We start from the raw sequence: 23,901 nt of genomic DNA, 5'->3' as shown, positions 1-23,901 counted from the left end.
CGGTGCCGACTCTCGGTGATGCCGGAGAAGGACCGCAGCCCCGCTCTGTGAACGTTCCCAGAGGCGGGCGGCCGAACTCTCCATCGAGATTGTGTGAACGCTCCCAGAGTAACTGCGGTCACAATCGGTGTCAACGCAGTCGGCAGGCCCGGGCCGGTGCACCACTCGGCGGGGCCGGTCCGAGGGTGGCTGTGCCGCTCGCACGCGGTCCGGGCCGCCCGGATCAGGTGGGGGTGATCCGGGCGCGGAGCAGCGGGAGGCCCGGTCCGTCGAGCTCGTCGAGGTAGGCGGCCCGTCCGGCGAGGCACATGACCAGGGCGAGCAGGGATCCCCGGACCTCGGGCCCCTCGCCCGCGGTGAAGAGGGCGTCGGTCGCGGTGAGCCGGAGGCCCGCGGCATTGCGGCGGCTCGGCACGGTGAAATTCCTCGCCACGAAGAAGCCGGCGACCGGCAGCAGTGCGTCGATGCCCGGACGGGTGGCGATGCCGAGCGGGCGGCGGATGTCCTGGGCATGCACCACGACCTCCCCGAGGTAGGCGGGGAGGTCGGAGGACGGTGCGACGGACAGCTGGACGACGTCGCGGAAACGGCCGAGCGTGCCGACCGGCGACGCACCGAGGTGCTCCGCCAACCGGCGCCGGTTGTGCACGGGGGGTCGGAAGCCGGCGAGCAGCATGCTCCCCATCCACCGGCCGCGGCCGACGGACGCGGCGGCGGAGAGGTGCGCCGTGACCTCCTCGACGTCCCAGTCGCCGCACAGGGTGGGATTCCGCCACTGCTCGGGCGTGAGGGTGGCGAGGTCACGGGCGAGGGCCGCGCGCTCCGCGTGGATGACCTGCCACAGCGGATCGGTCGCGGGGTCGGTCATGCGTGTCCCTCCGTCGTGGTCCGGAGCCCGGTGATCACCGGCAGCGCTCGGTCAGACCGGCTGCTGGTTGCCGTACTTCGCCTCGACGGCCTCCCAGTCACCGATCTGGGCGATGGGGTCCATCCACATCACTTCCCAGGCGTGTCCGTCCGGGTCGGAGAACGACCGCGACCGCATGAAGCCGAGCTCCTGCGCCTTGCCCTCCGTGGCACCGGCAGCGACGGCCTGCCCCACGAGGGTGTCGACCTCCTCGGGAGCATCGACCCCGATCGCGTTGATGACGGCCGAGGTGGCGTGTGCGTCGGCGATGGGCTTGTCCGTGAACTGCGCCCAGTGCTGATGGGTGAGGATCATCAGGAAGATGGTGTCACTGATGGCGACGGCCCCGGCGTCGTCGTTCGAGAAGTTCGGGTCGAGCGTCCAGCCGAAGCTGGTGTAGAACTCCTTCGACCTCGCGAGGTCGCTGACGGGGAGGTTGATGAAGACGTTCGTGGCCATGGCCGTTCTCCTGTTCCTGGGCGGTGGTGTGGATCCGGCGGGCCCTGGAGGCCCTTGTACCCGTTAGACGCGGAGCCGTCCGGGAAATCATCGGCGCTCGACGCATTCCTGTCCACCCCTTGCTAAGCGGCCTGAACAGGGCAACAGTAAGGGGGAAAATCCCCAGGGAGGCCGACCATGAGTACTTCTGCAGAGCATGCGTCAGATGCATCGACCTCGACCGGCGAACCGGAGCTCAAACGGGTCCTCGGGCCCAAGCTGCTCCTCCTGTTCATCGTCGGGGACATCCTCGGCGCCGGTGTGTACGCCGTCACGGGGACGATGGCGGGGACGGTCGGCGGGCTGGTCTGGCTCCCGTTCCTGCTGGCCTTCGTCGTCGCCACCCTGACCGCGTTCTCGTACCTCGAACTCGTGACGCAGTATCCGCAGGCGGCCGGAGCCGCCCTCTACACCCACAAGGCGTTCGGCATCCACTTCGTCACCTTCCTGGTGGCCTTCGCCGTCGTCTGCTCGGGGATCACGAGCGCCGCGACCTCGGCCAACGTGCTGGCGCAGAACTTCTTCGGCGGGCTGGAGATCAACGGCTGGATGGCCATGCCGGGCCAGGGCGTCATCACCGCCGTCGCCCTCGGGTTCATGCTGCTGCTGGCCGTGATCAACCTCCGGGGGGTCGGCGAGAGCGTCAAGTTCAACGTGGTGCTGACGCTCGTGGAGGTGGCCGCACTGTGCATCGTGATCGGCGTCGGGTTCCTCGCGATGGCGCAGGGCACCGGCAATGTGGGCGAGGTCTTCGTGTTCACCGACTACCAGGACAAGGGCCTCTTCCTCGCGGTCACCGCGGCGACCTCGATCGCGTTCTTCGCCATGGTGGGCTTCGAGGACTCCGTCAACATGGTCGAGGAGACGCAGAACCCCGAGCGCATCTTCCCGCGGACCATGCTGACCGGCCTCGGCATCGCCGTCATCGTCTACATGCTCGTCGCCGTCTCGGTGGTGACGGTCCTGAGCCCCACCGAACTCGAGGGCATCCGGGAAGCCGAGGGTGCGGCGCTCCTCGAAGTGGTCCACAAGGGATCGCCCGACTTCCCGGTCGACAGGATCTTCCCGTTCCTCGCCGTCTTCGCCGTCGCCAACACGGCGCTGATCAACATGCTGATGGCGAGCCGCCTGATCTACGGCATGGCGCGGCAGGACGTCCTGCCGCGCCCGCTGGCGAAGGTCCTCCCGGTCCGCTGCACCCCGTGGGCCGGCATCGCCTTCTCCACCGCCCTCGCCCTCGGCCTGATCCTGTACGTGACCAGCGATCCCGACAGCAACATCGTGGCGAACCTCTCGGGTACCACGGCCTTCCTGCTCCTGTGCGTGTTCACCGTGGTCAACGTCGCGTGCGTGGTGCTGCGCCGCAAGCGGGACGTCAACCGGAAGGTGTTCTTCACCTCTCCCGGCCAGCTGCCCATCGTGGCCGCGCTCCTGTGCGCGTTCCTCGCCGGTCCCTGGGTGGGGCGCGACGTCGTCCAGTACCAGATCGCCGGCGGCCTCATGGTGATCGGTGTCGTCCTGTGGCTCGTCACGTGGCTGATCAACCGCAGGACCAACACCCGGGCGGGCGACCCGACCGCGATCGGCGGCTGACGGCGGACCAGCGACGGGATGCCGGCAGACCGGCATGGAGATCCTCCGCTACGCGGCGTTCACGGACCGGGCCGACGGCGGCAACCCCGCCGGGGTGGTGCTCGACGCGGACGACCTGACGCCCGGGCAGATGCAGGCCATCGCGGCCGACCTCGGCTACGCGGAGAGCGCGTTCGTCTCGCGCCAGGGCCCCGGTGCCGCGACCATCCGGTACTTCGCACCCGAGGCCGAGATCCCGTTCTGCGGTCACGCGACGATCGCCACCGGGGTGGCGCTCGCCGAACGTGAGGGGCCCGGGACCCTGGTCCTCTCCACGCCGGTGGGTCCGCTCGAACTGGCGACCGGGACGGAGGCCGGACGCCTCGTCGCGTCCCTCGTGACCGTGGAGCCGTGGGTCGACGCGATCGACGCCGCGGTCCGCGCGCGGCTCCTGCAGCGCCTCCGCCTCGCCGAGGAGGACCTGTCGGCGGACCTGCCCGTCATGCTGTCCTTCGCCGGCAACATCCACCCGATCGTGCCCGTCCGCGACACCGCGGTCCTCAGGGGCCTCGACTACGACTACGAGGGCCTGAAGGGCCTCATGGCCGCGGAGGGGTGGGGCGCCACGGTCGCGGTCGTCCACCGGCTGGGCGACCACGTGTTCGAGGCACGGAACCCGTTCCCGCCCGGCGGGGTCCGCGAGGATCCTGCCACCGGGTCCGCGGCGGCGTCCCTCGGGGCGTACCTGCGCGCACGGGGTGAGGTCGCGCCGCCGGCCACGCTCACGGTGCACCAGGGCGTCGACGTCGGACGGCCGTCGCTCATCACGGTGGGAGTACCTCCGGCGGGCGGCCTGACCGTCTCGGGCGGGGCCGTCCGGATCAGCGGGTAGGGGCCGGGGTCCTGCTCGTGGACCCGGTCGGGGGACGCGCGGAACGCCGGTAGTCCGAGGCGGAGCCCTGCGGCCGGTCCTGCAGGGGAGCCTCAGGGCCGGTAGCCGAAGGCGGCGAGCCCCAGGCTGCCGTGGGGCGCGAACCCCAGGGAGCGGTAGAACGGGTGCGACTGCGACGCATCCTGCGTCCCCTCGGCGTCGGTGCTCAGCGCCACGAACATGCAGTGGCCGTAGCGCTGCTGGATGTCCCGCACGAGGGAGCGGCCGATGCCGCGGCGCCGGGCGTCGGGGTGCACCAGGATGTCCTGGATGTAGCAGATGGTTTCGCCGTCCGAGACCGTGCGTGCGAGGCCCAGCAGACCGCCGTCGTCGTCCCGCACGGTAACGACGAGGTGCGACCCGGCGATGCTGCGTCCCAGCCGGTCGGGGTCGCGGGTGTAGGCCGTCCAGCCGACGGCCCCGTACAGGGCGAGCAGCTCGGTGGGGGTCGGGACGTCTCCGGCGGTCGGTTCCACGCCGTCCACCCTACCCGCGGCTACGGGCCGGCGATGGGGGCGGTGAGCGCACGGGTCGCAGCGATCAGGTCGGCGGGGGCCACCTCGATGTCCAGCCCGCGCTGCCCGCCCGACACGAACACGGCCGGGTGTTCCAGGGCCGATTCGTCGACGACGACGGGCGAGGGGTGGCGCTGGCCGAGGGGTGAGATCCCGCCGAGCACGTAGCCCGTGCGGCGCTGGGCGACCGCCGGGTCGGCCATCACCGCTTTCCGCTTCCCGAGGGCGGCGGCCAGCGCCTTCAGGTCCAGCGAACCGGTGACCGGCACGACGGCGGCCACGAGGGAACCGTCGACACTGGCCATCAGGGTCTTGAAGACCTGCGCGGGCGGGACGCCCAGCGCGGTGGCGGCTTCGAGCCCGTAGGATGGGACGCCCTGCTCGTGCTGGTAGGGGCGGGCCGTGAAGGGTATACCGGCCGCGGAGAGTGCGGCCAGGGCGGGAGTGCTGCGGGGGATCGCGGATCTCCTGCCCACGGCACCTCCTTCACGGTCCCGGACCGGTTCGGGCGATGGACCGGCCCCCGGGCAGAACCCTGTTCCTACGACGAATAGGCCGCGACGACGAGCCGTTGCCGGGGGAAGCCGGGTCCTTCGGCGGAGGCGACGTCCTCGAGGAGGTCGGGCTCCAGGGGATCCGGCCGACCCCACGCCCCGGCGAAGTCGCAGGACAGGATGAAGTCTGCCACGACCGGACCCGTCAGGACGAGGCCCTCGAGGTACTCGACGCCGTCGCGCCGCACCGTCTCCACACCGTAGCCGCGGAGGGCCGCGAGCACGGGGCTCCCGGCGGATCCTTCGGCCTCGTACTCGGCGGCGTCGTCCGAGGTATCAGAGGTGTCAGAGGTGTCGGCGGCGCGCAGCGAGGACCAGTGCTGGTACAGGCCCTCGACCTCGTCGGTCGCTGCGAGGGAGCCGTCGGCGGTGACGGTGATGCATTCCTGGATGAAATTCCGTAGGTGCTGGGTCATGGTGGTGATCCTTCGCAGTGTCTGGGACGCGGGGCCGGGGAGAGGTGGGACCGGCCGGGGGTGACTCGCTCGGGGCGGTCGGTGCGGAGCGGATGCGCTGGTGGGCATCGCTGCGTGGGGGCGCGGGAGCGCCGACGAGGGAGCGGGGCCGTCAGGACGGCGGGCGGGAGCCGGAGCGCGGAGTTCTCCGGCGGGCAGGGGCTGCTGGACGACCTGCGGGCGGCTGTGGAAGAGGAGTTTCCGGGTTGCTCATGATGCACGCCCCTTTCGGGGATGGTGCTCTGCTGTTGCATGCCCGGCACGGGAGGCGGGGCAGCGAAGAGAAGAACCGAAGGCAGCCGCCTTCTTCTAGACAACTTCCTTCACCCTACTCCTTCCCGGCACGGATGGCCCGCAGGGGCTCCGCTACAGTACAGATATGCCCCCGACGCGCACCCGGAACCGCCGGGCGACCATCAACGACGTCGCATCCGCCGCCGGGCTCTCGCGGGGGACGGTGTCGCGGGTCGTCAACGGGGAACGCTACGTGTCGGACGAGGCCCGCGTGGCCGTCGAGGAGGCCATCGCGCGCGTCGGGTACGTGCGCAACTCGGCCGCCCGGAACCTGGTCACGCAGGAGTCGCGCGCGATCGCCCTGATCATCCACGAGCCCCACTCGCTGCTCTTCGAGGACCCGAACATCGGCTCGATCCTCCTCGGTGCCAACGCCGTCCTGTCGAAGGCCGACTACCAGCTGGTCTCCCTGATCATCGACTCGGACCGCGACAGCCGCAGGGTGGCCGACTACCTCCGGGGCGGGCTCGTCGACGGTGCGGTGATCGTCTCGGCCCGGGCCTCCGACCCCATCGCGTCCGCGGTGCGCGACATCGGTGTTCCCGCGGCCTTCGTGGGTCACCCGCCCGGCACCCCCGACCTGCCCTACGTGGCCATCGACAACGTCGCCGCGGCCCGTGCCATCACCCAGCGCCTCATCGGGACCGGCCGCCGGCGCATCGGCATGATCGCCAGTGCCATGGACCGCGACTCCGGCCACGACCGGTTCACGGGGTTCCGGGACGCCCTGGGCGGGCGCTTCGACGCGTCGCTGGTCGTCGAGTACCCCCTCTACACCTATGCTGCCGGGCTCGAGGGCATGCAGGAGCTGCTGCGCCGCTGCCCGGAGATCGACGGTGTCTTCGCCGCCTCCGACGCCGTGGCGGCGGGCGCCATGACCGCTTTGCAGGAGTCGGGGCGGAAGGTGCCCGACGACGTCGGGATCGTCGGCTTCGACGACAGCAGCTGGGCCCTGAGGACCAGGCCGCAGCTCTCCACCGTCAAGCAGCCCGCCGACCTGCTGGGCAGCACCGCGGCCGAGCTGGTCCTGGCGCAGATCCGCGGGCTGCCGAGCCCGGTGCAGGTGCTGGACACCACCGTCGTCTGGCGCGACTCGGCCTAGACCTGCCCGGGGACGGGCGCCGGACGACGAGGAGGACGGCCATGTGGATCGGGTTCATCGAGTTCGACGTGCTGCTCGGCGACGTGCACTCGCTGAAGGGCAAGCGGTCGGTGGTGCGGCCCCTGGTGTCGGACCTCCGCCGGAAGTTCGAGCTGTCCGTGGCCGAGGTCGGCCACCAGGATCTGCACCGCCGGGCCGTCGTGGGGGCCGGCGTGGTCGGAGGGGACCGCGGTCATGTGGTGGACGTGCTGGACCGGGTGGAGCGGTACGTCGCAGCAAGGCCCGAGGTCGAGCTCCTCAGCGCCCGGCGGCGCCTCCTCAGCAGCGAGGACTAGCGGCCCGGGAGCGCCCGCAGGGGCGACGGCGCATCAGCCGGCCCTCCGCCAGGTCCCGAGATCCTTCGAGGCGGTCTGGAAGAAGTCGACCGTCATCGACACGGCAGTGTCGCCGCCTCCGGTGAAGACGACGGACGAGAGCGAGCCGTCGGGCGCGTTCTCACCGCGCGGGGCGTAGGCGAAGGTGTCCGCGTCCCAGTGCTCGAGGACGGCAGTGGACACACCGTCCGGTCCGACGGCCAGGACGAGCGCCCCGTCCTCCTCGGTCACTGTCGCCGTCCCGTAGTACTCGCTCGCATACTCCCCGGTGTAGGCCGACAACGGTCTCGCCGGCACAGGGTCCGCAGGAGCGGTCCGGCCCGCGAGATCGCCGACCGGGTCGCTGAAGCCTGCCGTCGCGTTCCCGTAGGTCTCCACCCAGTCACGGGTGGCGTGGCCGAACTGCGCCTCGTCGAGGAAGGCGGCGGCCACGGCCTCCGGGGCGCCGACCGGGGAGGCGTTCGTCAGCACCACGATGCCGACGCCGGCGGAGGGCAGCATCACGACGGTCGTCGCGGCTCCGAGGGAGAAGGCCCCCGAATGGCTCAGGCCCACGCGGCCGCCCGGCTGTACCCCGACGCCGAAACCGAAGCCGTACTGCCCGGCGCGCTGGTCCGGTGCCGTCGGACGGGACGCGATGCTCTGAGCGCTGATGGCCGGCAGCAGGTCCTCCTCCGCCACCAGTTCCCGGCCGTCGTACGTGCCGGACCCGAGGATCAGCTTCATCCATTCGGCCAGGTCGCCGACCGTCGAGGACACACCGCCCGCCGGGGACTGGGCGTCGGCGTCGCGCTCGTGGAGCGGCTCGAACGTCCCCTCCGCCACCTTCGCGTGCAGCGTCGCCCGGTTCTCCCGGCCGAGGAAGTCGGCGTGCCGCGAACTCGTGCTGTCCATCCCGAGAGGCCGGTAGAGCTGCTCCTCCGAGAGGGTCTCCCACTCGTTTCCCGCCGCTGTGGCCACGGCCTCCGCGCCGACGGTGGTACCGAAGTTCGCGTAGCCGTAGCTCGCGCGGAAGGGGTCCAGCGGCTGGTGCCGGAGGTGGTCGATCACGTAGTCGCGGCCGTACCCGATGTCCTCGAGCAGATCACCCGCGGCAGGCGGCAGCCCCGTGCGGTGCGCATAGAAATCGCCGACGGTCGCATGGGAGGAGACCCACGGGTCCTCGAGCCCGAACCCGGGCAGCAGGTCGGCGACCGGCGTGGTCCACTCGACGAGCCCCTGCGACACCTCCCGGGCGACCACCGTCGCTCCGACGGGTTTGGACAGCGAGGCGATCTGGAAGACGGTGTCGGGGTCGACGGCCCCCTCCTCCCCGAGCTTCCGCACGCCGTAGCCCTCGGCGAAGACGGTCTCGCCGTCGTGGACCACCGCGACCGCCGCCCCGGGGATGCCGGTCCGTTCCATCACGGACCGCACGATGCCGGGCAGTCCGTCCACCGCGTCGTCGATGCCGCCCGCCGGCAACGCGACCACGTCCTGGCCGGGGACGGAACCGGTGGTGACCGGGATGTCGTGGTTCGGCGTGGTGCCGGAGACGGGGACGCCCTCCGCCGGGAGGGTGCACCCGGCCAGGACGGTCACGAACACGGCCGCGGCGGCGGCGCGGAGCGGGGGATGACGGCGCATGGGGACTCCTGACCGGGGCCGGCTGGGACACTCAGGGTAGTGCGCGGCCCGGACGGACGGCGATGGGCCTATGTCCCGTCTTCGGGCCGCCCCGGGCGGCCGGACGAAGCGGCCGGGTGCCTCCGTGTCCGTCCGTGTGCCTACCGGGCCAGGTAGCGGATCACGGCGAGCACCCGGCGGTGGTCGTCCACCGCGACCGGCAGGCCGAGCGCCTCGTAGATGCGCGAGGAGTGCTGGACCACGGCCTTCTCCGTCACCACGAGCCTCGACGCGATCCCCGCGTTGCTGCGCCCCTCCGCCATGAGTGACAGCACCTCCCGCTGGCGCCGGGTCAGCCGTGCCAGGTCGTCCCGGGCGAGCCGGGCACGCTTCACCAGGACGTCGACGACCTCCGGATCGAGGGCGGTACCACCGGCGGCGACGCGCCGGAGATCGGCACAGAAGGCCTCGACGTCGGCGATCCGCTGCTTCAGCAGGTAGCCGACCCCCGGCCGGTTGGTGAGCAGCTCGAGGGCGTACCGCCGCTGCACGTACTGGGAGAGCACCACGACCGCCGAGTCCGGGTGCTCCGACCGGATCCGGAGGGCGGCGACGAGGCCCTCGTCGGTGTGTGTCGGCGGCATGCGGATGTCGGTCACGACGAGGTCCGGACGGTGCCGGGCCACGGCGTCGAGGAGCTGCCCGGCATCCGGGACCGCGGCGACGACGTCGAACCCCTCCTGCTCGAGGACGAGCGTCAGCCCCTGCCGGAGCAGCGCCTCGTCCTCTCCGATCACAACACGCACGGCAGCTCCGCCCTCAGTCGTGTTCCCCGGCCCGCATGGCTCTGCATCTCCAGGCGCCCGTTGACGACCTCGACCCGGTCCGCCAGTCCGCGCAGCCCGCGCCCGGCGTGGAAGGACGCCCCGCCGACGCCGTCGTCGTCCACCTGGACGAGCAGCCGGTCGCCCCTGCGTTCGATGCGCACCGTGAACGCGGCGGCCCTGGAGTGCTTGAGGGCGTTCGCCAGCCCCTCGGCGACGACGAAGTAGGCGGTGCTCTCGATCGCCTCGGGCAGTGCGCCGTCGGTGATGCCGAGATGCAGGCGGGTGGGGACCGGCATGCGGTCGACGAGGTCCTCCGTGGCCGCGGAGAGACCGTGTTCGATCAGCGTCGAGGGCATGACGTCGTGCACGAGGCGGCGGAGGTCCCCCGCGGCGTCGTCGATGCCTTTCCGGAGCGATGTCACCTGCTCGCGGGTGATCGTCGACCCGGATCCGTTCGCCACCTGCTGGGCCTCGAGCGCGAGGAGGACGAGCTGGACCTGGAGCCCGTCGTGCAGGTCCTGCGCGATGCGCCGCCGTTCCCGATCGGCGGCGGCGACCAGGCGGGCGCGCGAGGTGAGCAGCGCGGCCTGGCTCGCCAGCAGTTCGGCGGTGAGCCGTTCGCGTTCCACGGCGATCGCGACCACCCGGCCCGCGGAGCGCACCAGCTCCGGGTCACCGATGAGGGACGCGTCGTACACGATCGCCCCCACCCGGCGACCACCGACCTCGACGTCGACGCCGGACCGTTCACCGCCGGGGGCCGGCAGGTGGGCCGGCGCCCCGGAGGAATCCGCCCAGGTGCGGCTCTCGGGCATCCAGAACACGATGTCCAGGGACTCGTCGCCGAGGGCGCGGCGGAGCGCCGGGGCCGGGGCGGGCCTGGCCCCGTCCGTGGCGCCGAGCCAGGCCCCCAGTTCCTCGAGTTCGCCCGTGCGCGCGAAGCCGCCGCGCAGCACGCCGAGGGCGAAGGCGACCGGGATGCCGCCGAGCAGCGCCGCCTGCACGCCCGCGCGCACCGTCGCCGGCATGCCGAGGACCGCCTCGAACAGGGTGGAGCCGGCGGGGATGAGGAGCACGGCGACGATCCCGTACGCGAACAGCGGGCCGAGCACCCGGCGGTGTGCCGCGTCCGCACGGAGGAGGCGTCGGGCCAGGACGACGGTCGTCGCGACCGCCACGGCGAGGCCCGCGCTCCGCTGCACCACGACGCCGAGCCCCAGCAGGTCGGGCCGGTCGGCCACGGCCAGCGGCGCGGGTGCCGCGGGGTCGAACAGGTAGAGCGGCGCCTGGAGCACCAGGGCGACCAGGTAGCCGGCGACCACCGTCAGCCGCGAGGCACGGCTGCGGAGGCGCCCGGACGGGAACGCGTGCAGCAGGTGGAACGCCACCGCGAGGACGGCCGTCGCGGTAATCGTGCCGAGGGCGGTGAGCACGGGGACCCCCGTGTTCGCGAGGCTCCCGGTGAACAGGGCGAACCCGCCGACCAGGATGAGGGCACCCATCCGGTTGCTCGGTCGCCTCCACCAGGCCATCAGGCCCGCCGCGGCGTACACCCAGAAGACGCCGACGAACAGCAGGTGCACCCACCGGTCCGCGCCGGCGGTGGGCAGGACGAGGGCCAGCTGGAACGCGCCGAGGAACAGGACGGCGACGGCGAGCAGGACGAGTGCCCGGCCCAGCGACCGGGACGATCGGGTCCCGCTCGGGGTCACCATGTGCCCAGCGTAGGGCCCGGAGGGCGTCAGGAGGAGGGGCGGGCCCTCCCGACTTCCGGCGGCGTCACCGTCGCGGCGAGGGGACGAACGCGTCGCCGGCCGCGCCGTCGTCCCGGACCGGGGAGCGACCCCTCAGGGCTTGGCGGCGGAGGAGGACGGCTTCGCCAGGGCCTGCAGCGGGCCGTCGTCGAACGCGTCGAGCAGTGCGCGGATGTCCTTGTACACCTCGACCGCGCCGGCGTCCCGCAGTTCGGCCTCGCTGGTGCCGCCCGACGCGAGGCCGATCGTCGGGATCTTCAGTTCGGCCGCCGCGATGACGTCCCAGACCGAATCGCCGACGAACACGGTGTCCGCCGCTTCGAGGCCGCCGGCCTCGAGCGCGGCCTGGAGGATGTCGGGGGACGGCTTGCTGTTCTCGGCGTCCGACGAGCTGGTCGCGGCGCTGATGGAATCGTCGGCGTCGATGATGCCGCGGGAGACGCCCACCTCCTGCTGCGAGGCGGAGGAGGCGAGCACGACGGTCAGGCCGGCATCGGCGCAGCGGCGCACGAGGTCGCCGGCGCCCTCGAAGGCGCGGAGGCCCGGCCAGTAGGTCGAGAAGACGGCGCTGTGGGTGGCATCGAGTTCGGTGTCCTGGTCGGGGTCGCGGTCGTCGCCGAGGAGGTGGGCCACGAGCTTGTCCCCGCCCATCCCGATCGCGCGGTGGATCTCCGCCGCAGGCACGTCGTGGCCGAACCGCCGGAACGCCTGCCACCAGGCCATGGTGTGCTGGTAGTTGGAGTCGACGAGGGTCCCGTCGACGTCGAACAGCACTCCGGGCTTCCCGCCCTCCGTTGCCGTCGTGTTCTCCGCCATGCCGTCCGCCTTCCGCGTGTCCTGATTACTCCATCGAGTCTAGGAACGGCGCGGGCCCGGTGGCACCGTGCGCGGCGGGTTGCGGCGAGCGGGGAAGTGTGGCCCGGCCGCGGTCAGGGGAGGGTGACGGGCTCGACGACGACCGCCACGCGCTCGTCGCCGATCCGGGTCAGCACGAGGGTGGCCTTCTTCCGCCCCTTGCCCGATCCGGTCAGCAGCTGCCTGCGCACCTCCTCGGGTGTCACCGAGAGGCCGCGCTTCTTGATGTCGAGGACGCCGATGCCCTCCCGGCGCACCCAGGCCTTCAGCGCCTTCACGTTGTAGGGGCGCACCTCGAGCACCCGGTAGGCACGGGCGAACGGGGTGTCCGTGAACGAGGGAGCGCAGATATAGGCGATCATCGGGTCCAGCAGGTGCCCGCCGAGCCGGGCGGCGAGGTCCGCCACGAGCTCGGCCCGGATGACGGCGCCGTCGGGCTCGTAGAGGTAACCGTTCGGTTCGCCCACCGCCGCCGTCGGTCCGTCGCCGAAGTCCGCGGCCGACACCAGCTCCGCGGCCCCCAGCGGGCCGATGACGAGCGCCGCACGGCGGACGCCCTCCCGCCGCAGGGCGTTGAACCAGAGGGCCACCTCGGTGACGTCGCCGTCGACGGAGACCCACTGCGCCTCGCAGGTGGCCGGGATGGAGTCGTGCGGCATGCCCGGCCCCATCTTCACGCCGACGGGCTTGCCGCCGTCCGCCAGTTCCCGGACGAAGGACAGCGGGGGCGAGAACGCCTCGGGGTCGAAGATGCGGGACGTGCCCGACGTCGTCGTGGTGCGGCGCGCCGGATCCAGCCACACGCCGTCGTACTCCGCGGTGTCCACGGAGGAGGCGTCGGCGTTGACGACGCGGGCATTGGGGAACGGCAGCAGGTTCATGGTCGCGGCGGCGGCCGTGGTCTCGTCGAGCTCGACGGCGGTGACCTCGCGGTCGAGGGTCGCCAGGGCCATGCTGTCCGCACCGAGGCCGCAGCCGAGGTCGGCGACCCGCACGAGTCCGGCGTCGACGAAACGCTGCGCGTGCCGGGCGGCGACCGTCAGGCGCGTGGCCTGCTCGAGACCGGCGGCGGTGAAGACCATGTGACCCGCGAACGGCCCGAACTTCGCGGACGCCTTCGCGCGGAGCCGCGACTGCGTGAGCGCCGCGGCGACCGCCTCGGGGGAGTGGCCCGCCTTCCGCAGCTGCTCCGTGAGCCGCAGGCTGTCGGACCCGGTGTAGGGCCCGAGCGAGTTCAGCAGCTCCCAGCCCTCGGGGGTCAGGATGTCCGCGATGTTCTCCGAAGCCATGCAGCCAGCCTAGGCGAAGTACACGCCGATCCTGTTGCCGCGGATCTGCTCCACCTGGATCTCCACGTCGTACACCCGGTGGAGGACGGCCGGCGTCATGACGTCCTCCGGGGTGCCCTGGTGGATCAGGGCACCGTCACGCATCGCGAGGATGGTGTCCGAGTAGCAGGAGGCGAAGTTGATGTCGTGGATCACGAGGACCACGGTCTTCCCGAGGTCGTCGGCGAGCCGGCGGAGCAGGCGCATCATGTCCACGGAGTGCTTCATGTCCAGGTTGTTGAGCGGCTCGTCGAGCAGGATGTGGTCGGTGTCCTGGGCCAGCACCATGGCGATGAAGGCGCGCTGGCGCTGCCCGCCGGAGAGCTCATCGACGAACCGGTCGGCCAGGCCGGTCAGGTCCAGGTAGGCGAGGGCCTGCTCGATGTGCTCGCGGTCCGCCGCGGTGGGGCGGCCGTTGTTGTGCGGGAACCGGCCGAATCCGACGAGGTCGCGCACGGAGAGCCGGACCGTCAGCTGGTTCTCCTGCCGCAGGATCGACAGTGTCCGGGCGAGCCGCGCCCCCGGCGTCGTGCCGACGTCGAGCCCGTCCACCTCCACGCGGCCGCCGTCCAGCGGCAGGAGCCTGCTCATCATGGACAGCAGGGTCGATTTCCCGGCGCCGTTCGGGCCGATGATCGAGGTGACGCCGCCCGGGATGGTGCAGCTGACGTCGTCCACCACCGTGGTGGTCCCGTAGCGCTTCGTGGCATGGCTGACGGTGATCACCGGATACGGCCTTTCAGGAGGAGTGCGAGGAAGACGAGGCCGCCGGTGAACTCGATGACGATGCTGAGCGCGGTGTCGAACGCGAAGACCTGCTCGAGGACGAGCTGCCCGCCCACGAGGGCTATCACGCCGAGCAGGACGGCGACGGGCAGCACGACGGCGTGCCGGAAGGAGGTGCACAGCTGGTAGGCGAGGGTCGAGACGAGGAGGCCGAAGAACGTCGCGGGTCCCACGAGGGCGGTGGAGACGGCGACGAGCACCGAACAGACCACGAGGACCAGCGTCACGGTGCGCCGGTGGTCGACGCCGAGCCCGACGGCGGTGTCCCGGCCGAGCGCCAGGACGTCGAGGCGGTGCCGGAGGCGCCAGGCGGGGACGCACAGCGCGGTGACGGTGACGGCGGAGATCAGCAGCAGCGTCGGGTCCACCCGGTTGAAGCTCGCGAAGAACAGGTCCTGCAGGATGATGAACTCGCTCGGGTCCATCAGGCGCTGGAGCAGCGAGGAGACGCCGCGGAAGAAGACACCGAAGACGATGCCGACCAGCAGCAGGAGGTGCAGGCTCCGCCCGCCGCCCGTGAACAGCCAGCGGTACAGCAGCCAGGAGAAGGCGACCATGAGGGTGACCTCGACGGCGAAGCGGATCGGCGCCCCCAGCGTGAGGAGGGTCGATGCTCCGAGGGCGAACGCCAGGACTGTCTGGATGAGGATGTAGAGGGCGTCCAGTCCCAGAATGGACGGCGTCAGGATCCGGTTGCCGGTCACGGTCTGGAACAGCACCGTGGACACCCCGACGGCGACGGCGACCAGCACCATGGCCCCGACGCGGTTCAGCCGCCGCGGCAGCACGTACGCGAGGTCGCCCTGGACGTCGACGAGCAGGAACGCCGCGATCAGCGCGGCGGCCGCGGTGCCGAGCACGGCGAGCCATGCTCCGGGTGGAAGCGTCCGGGCGGGTCTCCGGTCCGACTGCACGACGGCGGCGGGAAGGGGATTGGTCCTAGCGCGCACCGGCGGTCCTCCGAACGAGCAGGGTGATGAACAGGGCGCTGCCGACCACGGAGACGATCACGCCGACCGGCACCTCGTAGGGGAAGCGGACGACCCTGCCCAGGATGTCGCAGGCGAGGAGGAACCCGGCGCCGAACACCGCGATCCAGGGGACCGCGCGGCGCACGTTGTCCCCGATGAGCAGGGACACGAGGTTGGGCACGATCAGGCCGAGGAAGGGGACGGCTCCCACCACCACCACCACGACGGCGCTGATGAGGCTCACCAGCACGAGCCCGAGGTTCATGGTGCGCCGGTAGTCCAGGCCGAGGTTCGTGGTGAACTCCTCGCCCATGCCGGCCACGGTGAACCGGTCGGCGCACACGTACCCGACGACGGCGAGGACGGCGACGATCCACAGCAGCTCGTAGCGGCCGCGGACGAGGCCGGAGAAGTCGCCAATCATCCACGTGTTGAGCGTCTGCAGCAGGTCGAAGCGGTAGGCGAAGAACGTCGTCCCCGCCGCGATGACACCGCCGAGCATGATGCCCACGAGCGGCACGATCAGCGTGTTCCGCAGCGGGATCCGCCGTAGGACGGCCAGGAAGAGTGCGGTCCCGGCGACGGCGAAGAGGGCGGCGATCCCCATCTTCGCGACGATCGGCGCGGCGGGCAGGAGCAGTGTCGCGACGAGGATGCCGGCGGTGGCGGACTCCACGGTGCCGACGGTGGACGGCTCGACGAAGCGGTTGCGCGCCATCAGCTGCAGGATGAACCCTGAGACGCTGAGCGCCACGCCGGCCAGGACGACCGCCAGCGTGCGCGGGACCCGGCTCACGAGGAACGTCTGCCAGACTCCGGCATCACCCCGGAGCAGATCGGCGGGGGAGACCGCCGAGACCCCCACGAACAGGCTGACGAGGGCGAGCAGCAGCACGGCTCCACCGGCGGCCCAGAGGGCCGGGCGTCGGGGCGGGCCGTGCTGCTGTGCCGGCCGCTGCGGCCGGAGGGTGAGTGCTGCCATGGGGGGCGCCCGCCGCGGGAGCGGCAGAGCGGATCAGGCCGCGACGGCCTCGTGGACGGCCGAGACCATGGCATCGAGGTTGTTCAGGCCGTACCCGATCAGGTACCAGCTCGCGGAGTCGAGGTAGGTGACGTCGTCGTTCTTCGCGGCCTCCGTGCCGTTCACGAGCTCGTTGTCCAGGACGGCGGAGCCGGCAGCGCCGGCCTCCCCGACGGCGGCGTCGCGGTCGATGACGAAGAGGTGCGCGGGGTCGACCTCGGCGATGTACTCGAAGGAGACCGCCTCGCCGTGCGTGCCCTCGCTCTTCACCTCGGCGGCGGGCTCGACGCCCAGCACGTCGTGGATCAGGCCGAACCGGGATCCGGTACCGTACGCGGTGACCTCGCCGGCGCTGGTCATGAGGACCAGGCCGTCGCCCGCGGACGCCGCGGCGTCCTTCGTCTCGGTGATCCGGGTGTCGAGTGCCGCCAGGCGATCGGCGACCTCGTCCTCGGCGCCGAAGATCCTGCCGAGGGACTCGGTGTGCCCGGTGAAGCTCGCCATCGGACCGGCCGCGTCCACGCTCAGGTCGATGGTCGGCGCGATCTCCGAGAGCTCTCCGTAGGAGTCGGCGACGCGGCCCGAGATGATGATCAGGTCCGGGGCGGCGGCGGCGATCGCCTCGAAGTCGGGCTCCTTCATCGACCCGATGTTCGTGGTGTCGCCGCCCTCGTAGGCCGACAGCTGCGCGGGCAACGTCCCCTGCGGGACACCGGCGACCTCCACGCCGAGCGCGTCCAGCGTGTCGAGGGCGCCGAGGTCGAAGGTGAAGACGGTCTCGGGATCCACCGGTACCTCCGTGGTCCCCTGTGCGTGCGCGATGGAGACGGTCGAGGCGACGGCGGACTCGTCGGCAGCTTGGGAGGAACCACCGCACGCCGTCAGCGCGAGGGTGGCCGCAGCAGCTGCGGAAAGAACGGCGAGGCGCACGTGTGCCATGGGATGAGCTCCGTGGGGGAAGGGCCGGGCGGCCGGAAGCGGAAGAAGCGGAGGTAAGGAGAGCCTTACTCCTTCGAATGTAGAGGGCCTCCCGGTAATTACGCAACTGAAGCATGACCTATTGCGTCAGGATGCGGCCGCAGGAGGACCGTTCACCGCTCCGGCTGGCACTCGCCTTGACCGAGTGCCAGCGCTTGCATACAGTCGGAGTTGGCACTCGCTCACTGTGGGTGCTAATCCCGAGGGAAGCGTTCGCCGGCACCGCGACGACGGTTCACGCCCAGCCCGACGGTCCCCATTCCATTGGTATCGAACGCAAAGGAGAGCCCGAGTGTCGGTCTCTATCAAGCCCCTTGAGGATCGCATTGTGGTCCGCCCCCTCGAAGCAGAGCAGACCACTGCTTCAGGCCTCGTCATCCCGGACACTGCCAAGGAGAAGCCCCAGGAGGGCGAGGTCGTGGCAGTCGGACCGGGTCGTGTCGACGACAACGGCAACCGCGTGCCCGTCGATGTCGCCGAGGGCGACATCGTCATCTACTCGAAGTACGGCGGAACCGAAGTGAAGCACGGCGGCCAGGAGTACCTGGTGCTCTCCGCCCGCGACGTCCTCGCAGTCGTCGTCAAGTAGTACCCCCTGAAGAGAAGCCCCGGCCCGCAACGGTCGGGGCTTTTCCTCGCCACTCCTGAAAGGAACCAACAGTGGCAAAGCAGTTGGAATTCAACGACGCCGCCCGCCGTGCCCTCGAGGCCGGCGTGGACAAGCTCGCGAACACCGTCAAGGTGACGCTGGGCCCCCGCGGACGCAATGTGGTGCTCGACAAGAAGTGGGGTGCCCCCACCATCACGAACGACGGCGTCACGATCGCCCGCGAGATCGAGCTCGACGACCCGTACGAGAACCTCGGCGCCCAGCTGGCCAAGGAGGTCGCCACCAAGACGAACGACGTCGCCGGTGACGGAACCACCACCGCCACGGTCCTGGCACAGGCGCTCGTCAAGGAAGGCCTCCGCAACGTGGCCGCCGGTGCGGCTCCCGGGCAGCTCAAGCACGGCATCGAGGTCGCGGTCGAGGCCGTCGCCAAGCGCCTGCTCGAGAACGCCCGCGAGGTCGTCGGCCAGCAGACCGCCAACGTGGCCTCCATCTCCGCGCAGAGCACCGAGGTCGGGGACCTCCTCGCCGAGGCGTTCGAGAAGGTCGGCAAGGATGGTGTCATCACCATCGAGGAGTCCTCCAGCACCCAGACCGAACTCGTCCTCACCGAGGGCATGCAGTTCGACAAGGGCTACCTCTCGCCGTACTTCGTGACCGACGCCGAGCGTCAGGAAGCCGTCCTCGAGGACGCGCTCATCCTCATCAACTCGGGCAAGATCTCCTCGCTGCAGGAGTTCCTCCCGCTGCTCGAGAAGGCGCTCCAGGCCGGCAAGCCGCTGTTCATCATCGCCGAGGACATCGAGGGCGAGGCGCTCTCCACCCTCGTGGTCAACAAGATCCGCGGCACCCTGAACGTCGTCGCCGTCAAGGCCCCGGGCTTCGGTGACCGCCGCAAGGCCATGATGCAGGACATCGCCACCCTCACCGGTGCGCAGGTCGTCTCGCCGGATCTCGGCCTCAAGCTGGACCAGGTGGGCCTCGAGGTGCTCGGGTCCGCCCGCCGCATCACCGTGACCAAGGACGCCACCACGATCGTCGACGGCACCGGCAGCGAGTCCGACGTCGCCGACCGCGTGGCGCAGATCCGCGCCGAGGTCGAGCGCACCGATTCCGACTGGGACCGCGAGAAGCTCCAGGAGCGCCTCGCGAAGCTCGCCGGCGGTATCGGCGTCATCAAGGTGGGAGCTGCCACCGAGGTGGAGCTCAAGGAGAAGAAGCACCGCATCGAGGACGCCGTGTCCTCCACGCGTGCCGCACTCGAAGAGGGCATCGTGGCCGGCGGCGGCTCCGCGCTGGTCCACGCCGGCAAGGCGCTCGACACCGACCCGGACGTCCTGGCCCTCGAGGGCGACGCGGCCACCGCCGTCGGCCTCGTGCGCCGCGCGCTCGCCCAGCCGCTGCGCTGGATCGCCGAGAACGCCGGACACGAGGGCTACGTCGTCGTCGCGAAGGTCTCCGACCTCGAGGACGGCCACGGCTTCAACGCCGCGACCGGCGAGTACGAGAACCTCGTCGACGCCGGGATCATCGACCCCGTGAAGGTGACGCGGTCGGCGCTGCGCAACGCCGCCTCCATCGCGGCGCTCGTGCTGACCACGGAGACCCTCGTGGTCGAGAAGCCCGAGGAGTCCGAGAACGAGAGCGGCCACGGCCACTCGCACTAGGACCCCGGGGCTCCCGCCCCGCGCCTGATCCAGCAGCACCCCGGCTCCTCGGAGCCGGGGTGCTGCTGTGTCCGGGGCCTGGACCTGCCGGTCGATCCCACCGTCCACCCTCGACGAGAGGGAATGTTCGAACATTCCCACCCAGGACCCGCACACAGTGGGATCGAACGGGTCACGGGCCGGCGGATGGGCGTGCACCGTACGCCGACGCCCCCTCGACCGTCGCGCACGAGAAAGCCCCGGCGCCGAAAGGCACCGGGGCTTCTCCGTCCGACGGTCGGATCAGGCGTCGACGACGATCGCCGTGACCACCGGCTGGCGGTTGTAGAAGCGGCGCATCCAGTTGGCCGTGGACCGCTCGATGATGTCCTCGGGGTCCTGGCGGCGCCCGCCCTGGCGGTTGGCGGCCGCATCGCGGAGTGCCTTCTCGACGGCGGCGCCCGCCTTGTCGAGGTCCTCGTCCGAGCAGGAGAAGCCCTTGGTGAAGAACTCCGGCGCCTCGACCATGTCCCCGTTGTCCGGGTCGATGATCGCGAGGACGGTGACGACGCCCTCCTCGGCGAGGCGGCGGCGTTCCACGAGGTCCTCCTCCGTGATCCCGCCGACGCTGTCGCCGTCGACGAAGACCAGGCCGGCCTCGACCTTGCCCGAGAGGGTCGCGCGACCGCGGACGAGGTCCACCGTCACGCCGTCCTGCGCGATGACGACGTTGCGGGGATCGACGCCGGTCGCGACGGCGATCTCCGAGTTGGCACGCAGGTGGCGCCACTCGCCGTGCACCGGCATCACGTTGCGCGGCTTGACGATGTTGTAGCAGTACGCGAGCTCGCCGGCACTGGCGTGACCGGAGACGTGCACCTTGGCGTTGCCCTTGTGGACCACGTTGGCGCCGATCTCGGTGAGCGCGTTGATGATGCCGTAGATGGCGTTCTCGTTGCCCGGGATGAGGGAGCTGGCGAGCAGCACGGTGTCACCCTCGGCGATACGGATGGCGTGGTCCTTGTTGGCCATGCGGGACAGCGCGGCCATCGGCTCGCCCTGCGACCCCGTGCAGATGAGGACCACCTTGTGGTCGTCGCTGCGCTCGAGCTTCTTGAAGTCCACGAGCAGGCCCTGCGGGATGTTGAGGTAGCCGAGGTCCGCCGCGATGGTCATGTTGCGCACCATCGAACGGCCCACGAACGCCACCTTGCGGCGGTGCTGGTGCGCGGTGTCGATGATCTGCTGGATGCGGTGGATGTGGCTCGCGAAGCTGGACACGATGATGCGGCGCGGCGCCGTGCGGAACACGGCGTCGATGGCCGGCGCGAGGTCCTTCTCCGACGTGGTGAAGCCCGGGACGTCGGCGTTCGTGGAGTCGGTCAGGAACAGGTCCACGCCCTCCGCGCCGAGGCGGGCGAAGGCCGCGAGGTCGGTGATGCGGCGGTCCAGGGGGAACTGGTCCATCTTGAAGTCGCCCGTGTGCAGGACCATGCCGGCCGCGGTGCGGATGGCGACGGCGAGGCTGTCGGGGATCGAGTGGTTCACGGCGACGAACTCGAGGTCGAAGCCGCCCATGGTCCGGCGGTCGCCCTCCTTGACCTGGATGGTCTTCGGGGTGATGCGGTGTTCCTTGAGCTTGGCCTCGATGAAGGCGAGCGTCAGGCGCGAGCCCACCAGGGGGATGTCCGCGCGTTCCTTGAGGAGGTACGGGACACCGCCGATGTGGTCCTCGTGGCCGTGCGTGAGGACGACGGCGACGACGTCGTCGAGGCGGTCGCGGATGTAGGAGAAGTCGGGGAGGATGACGTTGATGCCCGGCTGGTGTTCCTCGGGGAACAGGACGCCGCAGTCCACGATCAGCAGCTTGCCGTCGAACTCGAAGACGGTCATGTTTCTGCCGATCTCACCGATGCCTCCGAGCGCGACGATGCGCATGGCTCCGGCGGCCAGTTCGCGTGGTGCTTTCAGTACGGCAGGTCTCTTATTCACAGATCAGGTTTCTCTCGTTCATGCGGGGGCGGGTCATGGCCGTCCGACGGTCTGTCGTCGAGGCCGGCGGATCCGGCGATCCCGGTCCGTGGTCCCCGGTGTCCCCGGGAACATGCTCCTCCAAGAGTACGTGGTCCGCGGGTGACCCGGCGGATCGTTGCCTCTCCCGCGTCGTCGTCCGGGCATCGTCCGGTCGATTCCGGGGCGCTAAACTGGAGGTTTGCGCCCGGCACGACCCGTTCCCCGAGGAGGACCAGCATGGCCACCGACCTGCACTCCGCCCCTCCCGCGACCGGAGCGGGAAGGGCCGTGAGCGCGGCGGTGAGCGCCGGCGGGCGCCGCTTCCGGCCCGAGGTGCAGGGCCTGCGGGCGCTCGCCGTGGGCATGGTGGTCGTCTACCACGTGTGGTTCGACCGCATCTCCGGCGGCGTGGACGTGTTCCTGCTCGTCTCCGCGTTCCTCCTCACGCTCACGTTCACCCGGCGGCTCGAGACTGCGCAGCCGCTGGACCTCGCGACCTACTGGCTGGGCCTGCTCCGGCGGCTGCTGCCCGCCGCCGCCGTCGTGCTCGTCGCGGTCCTCGCGGCGACCGCGGCCTTCGTGCCGGGTTCGCGCTGGCGGTCCGTGTTCGACCAGACCTGGGCGTCGCTGACCTACCGGCAGAACTGGGAGCTCGCGGGCAAGGCCGTCGACTACTACGCCCTCGACTCCAGCGCGGCGAGTCCGCTGCAGCACTTCTGGTCGCTGTCCATCCAGGGGCAGGTGTTCGTGCTCTGGCCGCTGCTGTTCGGGCTGGCCGGCGTCGTCGTCTCCATCACCCGCCTGCGCGTGCGGCCCGTCCTGCTCGCGCTGTTCGGCGCCGTCTTCGCCGCGTCGCTCGCGTTCTCCGTCTGGCAGACGGGCGCCGACCAGGCTGCCGCCTACTTCGACACCCGCGCCAGGCTGTGGGAGTTCGCGCTCGGCTCGCTCGTGGCGCTCCTGCTGCCGTACCTCGTGCTGCCGGTCCGGGTGCGCGTGGTCCTGGGCTGGGCCGGCGTGGGGATGATGCTCGCCTGCGGCGCGCTCCTGCAGGTGCAGCAGCAGTTCCCCGGCTTCGTCGCCCTGTGGCCGACCCTCGCCGCGGCCGCCGTCCTCGTCGCCGGCCGGACGGACAGTCCCGTCGGCGTGGACCGCTGGCTCTCGTCCGCGCCCCTCCTGCGCCTCGGGGACGCCTCCTACGCGCTGTACCTCTGGCACTGGCCCGTCCTCGTCATCTGGCTCATCGTCGCCGACAAGCCGTCGGCGGGCCTGCCCGACGGCGCCGTCGTCGTCGCGGCCTCCCTCGCGCTCGCGCTCCTGACCGCCCGCCTCGTCGAGGAGCCGGTGCGGTCCTGGCGGTGGCCGTCGGCGGAGCGCCGCCGCACGGGCCTCGTCGCGGCGGTGGCCCTCTCCCTCGTGGCGGTGCCCCTCTCGGGCTGGGAGTACCGGGTGCAGGCGCAGGAGGCGGCGGTGGAGCGGCAGACGCGCGCGGACAATCCGGGCGCGGCCGCCCTCGATCCCGGGTTCGAGTTCCGCGGCGCCGACGACGCCATGGTCAAGCCGCTGGCGAGCAGCCTCGGCGAGGAGTGGGCGGCCGTCGACGGCCCCTGCTCCGCGACCCTGATGCCCGCCGACCCGCGTCTGTCCTCCTGCGTGCAGACGGGGGAGGAGGCGACGGCGAAGCGGACCGTCCTCGTGCTCGGCGACTCTCATTCTCAGATGTGGATGACGGCCCTCGGCTCCGTCGCCACCGCGAACGACTGGCTCGCCGTGTCGGTGCACAGGCCGAACTGCAGGTTCGTCGACGCGCCCGGGACCGTGGACCCGGACTGCCAGGCGTTCAACGAGGCCGTCACGGACTACGCCCTCGGGCTGTCCCCCGACGCCGTCCTGACCGTCGGCTCCCGCACCGCATGGAGCTCACCGGCGGAGGAGGTCCCCGCGGGATTCGAGGCCGGCATCGCACCCCTGCTCGACGCGGGCATCCCCGTCGTGGGCCTGCGGGACACCCCGCGCTTCGAGGAGGACATGGCCGAGTGCACCGCGCGCAACGCGGCTGATCCGTCGGTGTGCGACGTGCCCGTCGAGGAGGTGCTGGCGCCGGCGTCACCCCTCGCCGCCGTCGCCGCCCGCGTGCCGGGACTCGCGCACCTGGACCTCACCGACCTCGTCTGCGCGGAGGCCACCTGCTCCGGCATCGTCGGGAACGTGCGCGTCTTCATGGACCGCGACCACCTGTCCAAGTCCTACGTCGAGACGACGGTCCCGGTCTTCTCCGAGCGGCTCACGGCAGTGCTCGGCTGGTGAC

Annotated in this window: 22 protein-coding genes; 7 read left to right on the top strand and 15 right to left on the bottom strand. The window is 71.2% G+C overall.

Annotated elements, in window-relative coordinates; genetic code table 11:
• Window positions 1–223 precede the first annotated feature (223 nt).
• Together CXQ97_RS02430 and CXQ97_RS02425 are read right to left on the bottom strand one after the other, a co-directional pair.
• Window positions 224–868, bottom strand: coding sequence for a maleylpyruvate isomerase family mycothiol-dependent enzyme (locus tag CXQ97_RS02430; RefSeq protein WP_104179225.1), 645 nt, complete (start codon window positions 866–868; stop codon window positions 224–226).
• Between the two features lie 51 nt (window positions 869–919).
• Entirely contained in the window at window positions 920–1,366 is a 447-nt protein-coding gene (locus tag CXQ97_RS02425; protein WP_104179224.1) for a VOC family protein, read from the bottom strand.
• A gap of 177 nt (window positions 1,367–1,543) precedes the next feature.
• Between CXQ97_RS02425 and CXQ97_RS02420 the strand changes: the two genes are divergently transcribed.
• Together CXQ97_RS02420 and CXQ97_RS02415 are read left to right on the top strand one after the other, a co-directional pair.
• Complete coding sequence (locus tag CXQ97_RS02420) at window positions 1,544–2,998, top strand: APC family permease (RefSeq protein ID WP_104179223.1); 1,455 nt, start codon at window positions 1,544–1,546, stop codon at window positions 2,996–2,998.
• Window positions 2,999–3,032: 34 nt separating this feature from the next.
• On the top strand, window positions 3,033–3,869 hold the full coding sequence (locus CXQ97_RS02415) for a PhzF family phenazine biosynthesis protein (RefSeq protein ID WP_104179222.1): 837 nt from the start codon (window positions 3,033–3,035) through the stop codon (window positions 3,867–3,869).
• Between the two features lie 92 nt (window positions 3,870–3,961).
• On the opposite strand, the gene CXQ97_RS02410 is transcribed toward CXQ97_RS02415, so the two are convergent.
• The 3 genes from CXQ97_RS02410 to CXQ97_RS02400 form a co-directional block, all read right to left on the bottom strand.
• Entirely contained in the window at window positions 3,962–4,384 is a 423-nt protein-coding gene (locus tag CXQ97_RS02410) for a GNAT family N-acetyltransferase (RefSeq protein WP_104179221.1), read from the bottom strand.
• A gap of 20 nt (window positions 4,385–4,404) precedes the next feature.
• On the bottom strand, window positions 4,405–4,899 hold the full coding sequence (gene ybaK, locus CXQ97_RS02405; RefSeq protein WP_104179220.1) for a Cys-tRNA(Pro) deacylase: 495 nt from the start codon (window positions 4,897–4,899) through the stop codon (window positions 4,405–4,407).
• A 65-nt stretch (window positions 4,900–4,964) separates the two neighbouring features.
• Window positions 4,965–5,393: a hypothetical protein gene (locus CXQ97_RS02400; RefSeq protein ID WP_104179219.1), complete on the bottom strand. Its 429-nt coding sequence runs from the start codon at window positions 5,391–5,393 to the stop codon at window positions 4,965–4,967.
• A 418-nt stretch (window positions 5,394–5,811) separates the two neighbouring features.
• Between CXQ97_RS02400 and CXQ97_RS02395 the strand changes: the two genes are divergently transcribed.
• A complete protein-coding gene (locus tag CXQ97_RS02395; protein ID WP_104179218.1) occupies window positions 5,812–6,828 on the top strand; it encodes a LacI family DNA-binding transcriptional regulator in 1,017 nt (338 codons plus the stop codon).
• Window positions 6,829–6,869: 41 nt separating this feature from the next.
• A complete protein-coding gene (locus CXQ97_RS02390; RefSeq protein ID WP_104179217.1) occupies window positions 6,870–7,163 on the top strand; it encodes a DUF503 domain-containing protein in 294 nt (97 codons plus the stop codon).
• Window positions 7,164–7,196: 33 nt separating this feature from the next.
• On the opposite strand, the gene CXQ97_RS02385 is transcribed toward CXQ97_RS02390, so the two are convergent.
• From CXQ97_RS02385 to CXQ97_RS02345, 9 genes are all read right to left on the bottom strand, one after another.
• A complete protein-coding gene (locus tag CXQ97_RS02385) occupies window positions 7,197–8,828 on the bottom strand; it encodes a serine hydrolase (RefSeq protein ID WP_104179216.1) in 1,632 nt (543 codons plus the stop codon).
• A gap of 140 nt (window positions 8,829–8,968) precedes the next feature.
• On the bottom strand, window positions 8,969–9,613 hold the full coding sequence (locus tag CXQ97_RS02380) for a response regulator transcription factor (protein ID WP_104179215.1): 645 nt from the start codon (window positions 9,611–9,613) through the stop codon (window positions 8,969–8,971).
• Entirely contained in the window at window positions 9,601–11,349 is a 1,749-nt protein-coding gene (locus CXQ97_RS02375) for a sensor histidine kinase (RefSeq protein WP_104179214.1), read from the bottom strand. The genes CXQ97_RS02380 and CXQ97_RS02375 overlap by 13 nt, the downstream gene beginning before the upstream one ends.
• A 132-nt stretch (window positions 11,350–11,481) precedes the next feature.
• On the bottom strand, window positions 11,482–12,204 hold the full coding sequence (locus CXQ97_RS02370) for an HAD family hydrolase (RefSeq protein WP_104179213.1): 723 nt from the start codon (window positions 12,202–12,204) through the stop codon (window positions 11,482–11,484).
• Between the two features lie 113 nt (window positions 12,205–12,317).
• The gene (locus tag CXQ97_RS02365; RefSeq protein ID WP_104179212.1) at window positions 12,318–13,532 is read right to left on the bottom strand and encodes a class I SAM-dependent methyltransferase; all 1,215 of its coding nucleotides are present in this window, start codon (window positions 13,530–13,532) and stop codon (window positions 12,318–12,320) included.
• Between the two features lie 9 nt (window positions 13,533–13,541).
• The gene (locus CXQ97_RS02360) at window positions 13,542–14,297 is read right to left on the bottom strand and encodes an ABC transporter ATP-binding protein (protein ID WP_104179211.1); all 756 of its coding nucleotides are present in this window, start codon (window positions 14,295–14,297) and stop codon (window positions 13,542–13,544) included.
• A complete protein-coding gene (locus CXQ97_RS02355) occupies window positions 14,294–15,307 on the bottom strand; it encodes an iron chelate uptake ABC transporter family permease subunit (protein WP_104179210.1) in 1,014 nt (337 codons plus the stop codon). The genes CXQ97_RS02360 and CXQ97_RS02355 overlap by 4 nt, the downstream gene beginning before the upstream one ends.
• The gene (locus CXQ97_RS02350) at window positions 15,297–16,310 is read right to left on the bottom strand and encodes an ABC transporter permease (RefSeq protein WP_104179209.1); all 1,014 of its coding nucleotides are present in this window, start codon (window positions 16,308–16,310) and stop codon (window positions 15,297–15,299) included. The genes CXQ97_RS02355 and CXQ97_RS02350 overlap by 11 nt, the downstream gene beginning before the upstream one ends.
• 33 nt (window positions 16,311–16,343) lie before the next feature.
• Window positions 16,344–17,288 carry a siderophore ABC transporter substrate-binding protein gene (locus CXQ97_RS02345; protein WP_104179208.1) on the bottom strand — a complete coding sequence of 315 codons (945 nt, stop codon included), beginning with the start codon at window positions 17,286–17,288 and terminating at the stop codon, window positions 16,344–16,346.
• 331 nt (window positions 17,289–17,619) lie between these two features.
• Here CXQ97_RS02345 and groES point away from each other — a divergent pair, with 331 nt between their 5' ends.
• Together groES and groL are read left to right on the top strand one after the other, a co-directional pair.
• Window positions 17,620–17,916 (top strand): co-chaperone GroES, encoded by a 297-nt coding sequence (gene groES / locus CXQ97_RS02340; protein WP_055768411.1) that lies wholly within the window; start codon window positions 17,620–17,622, stop codon window positions 17,914–17,916.
• A gap of 71 nt (window positions 17,917–17,987) precedes the next feature.
• A complete protein-coding gene (groL, locus tag CXQ97_RS02335) occupies window positions 17,988–19,604 on the top strand; it encodes a chaperonin GroEL (RefSeq protein ID WP_104179207.1) in 1,617 nt (538 codons plus the stop codon).
• A 282-nt stretch (window positions 19,605–19,886) separates the two neighbouring features.
• On the opposite strand, the gene CXQ97_RS02330 is transcribed toward groL, so the two are convergent.
• Window positions 19,887–21,521: a ribonuclease J gene (locus CXQ97_RS02330; RefSeq protein ID WP_104179206.1), complete on the bottom strand. Its 1,635-nt coding sequence runs from the start codon at window positions 21,519–21,521 to the stop codon at window positions 19,887–19,889.
• A 312-nt stretch (window positions 21,522–21,833) separates the two neighbouring features.
• Here CXQ97_RS02330 and CXQ97_RS02325 point away from each other — a divergent pair, with 312 nt between their 5' ends.
• On the top strand, window positions 21,834–23,900 hold the full coding sequence (locus tag CXQ97_RS02325) for an acyltransferase family protein (protein WP_104179205.1): 2,067 nt from the start codon (window positions 21,834–21,836) through the stop codon (window positions 23,898–23,900).
• Window position 23,901 lies beyond the last annotated feature (1 nt).

The organism is Arthrobacter sp. B0490, from assembly GCF_002929355.1.
Classification (GTDB): Bacteria; Actinomycetota; Actinomycetes; order Actinomycetales; family Micrococcaceae; genus Arthrobacter_D.
This window is presented reverse-complemented; position numbering and strand designations above follow the sequence as displayed.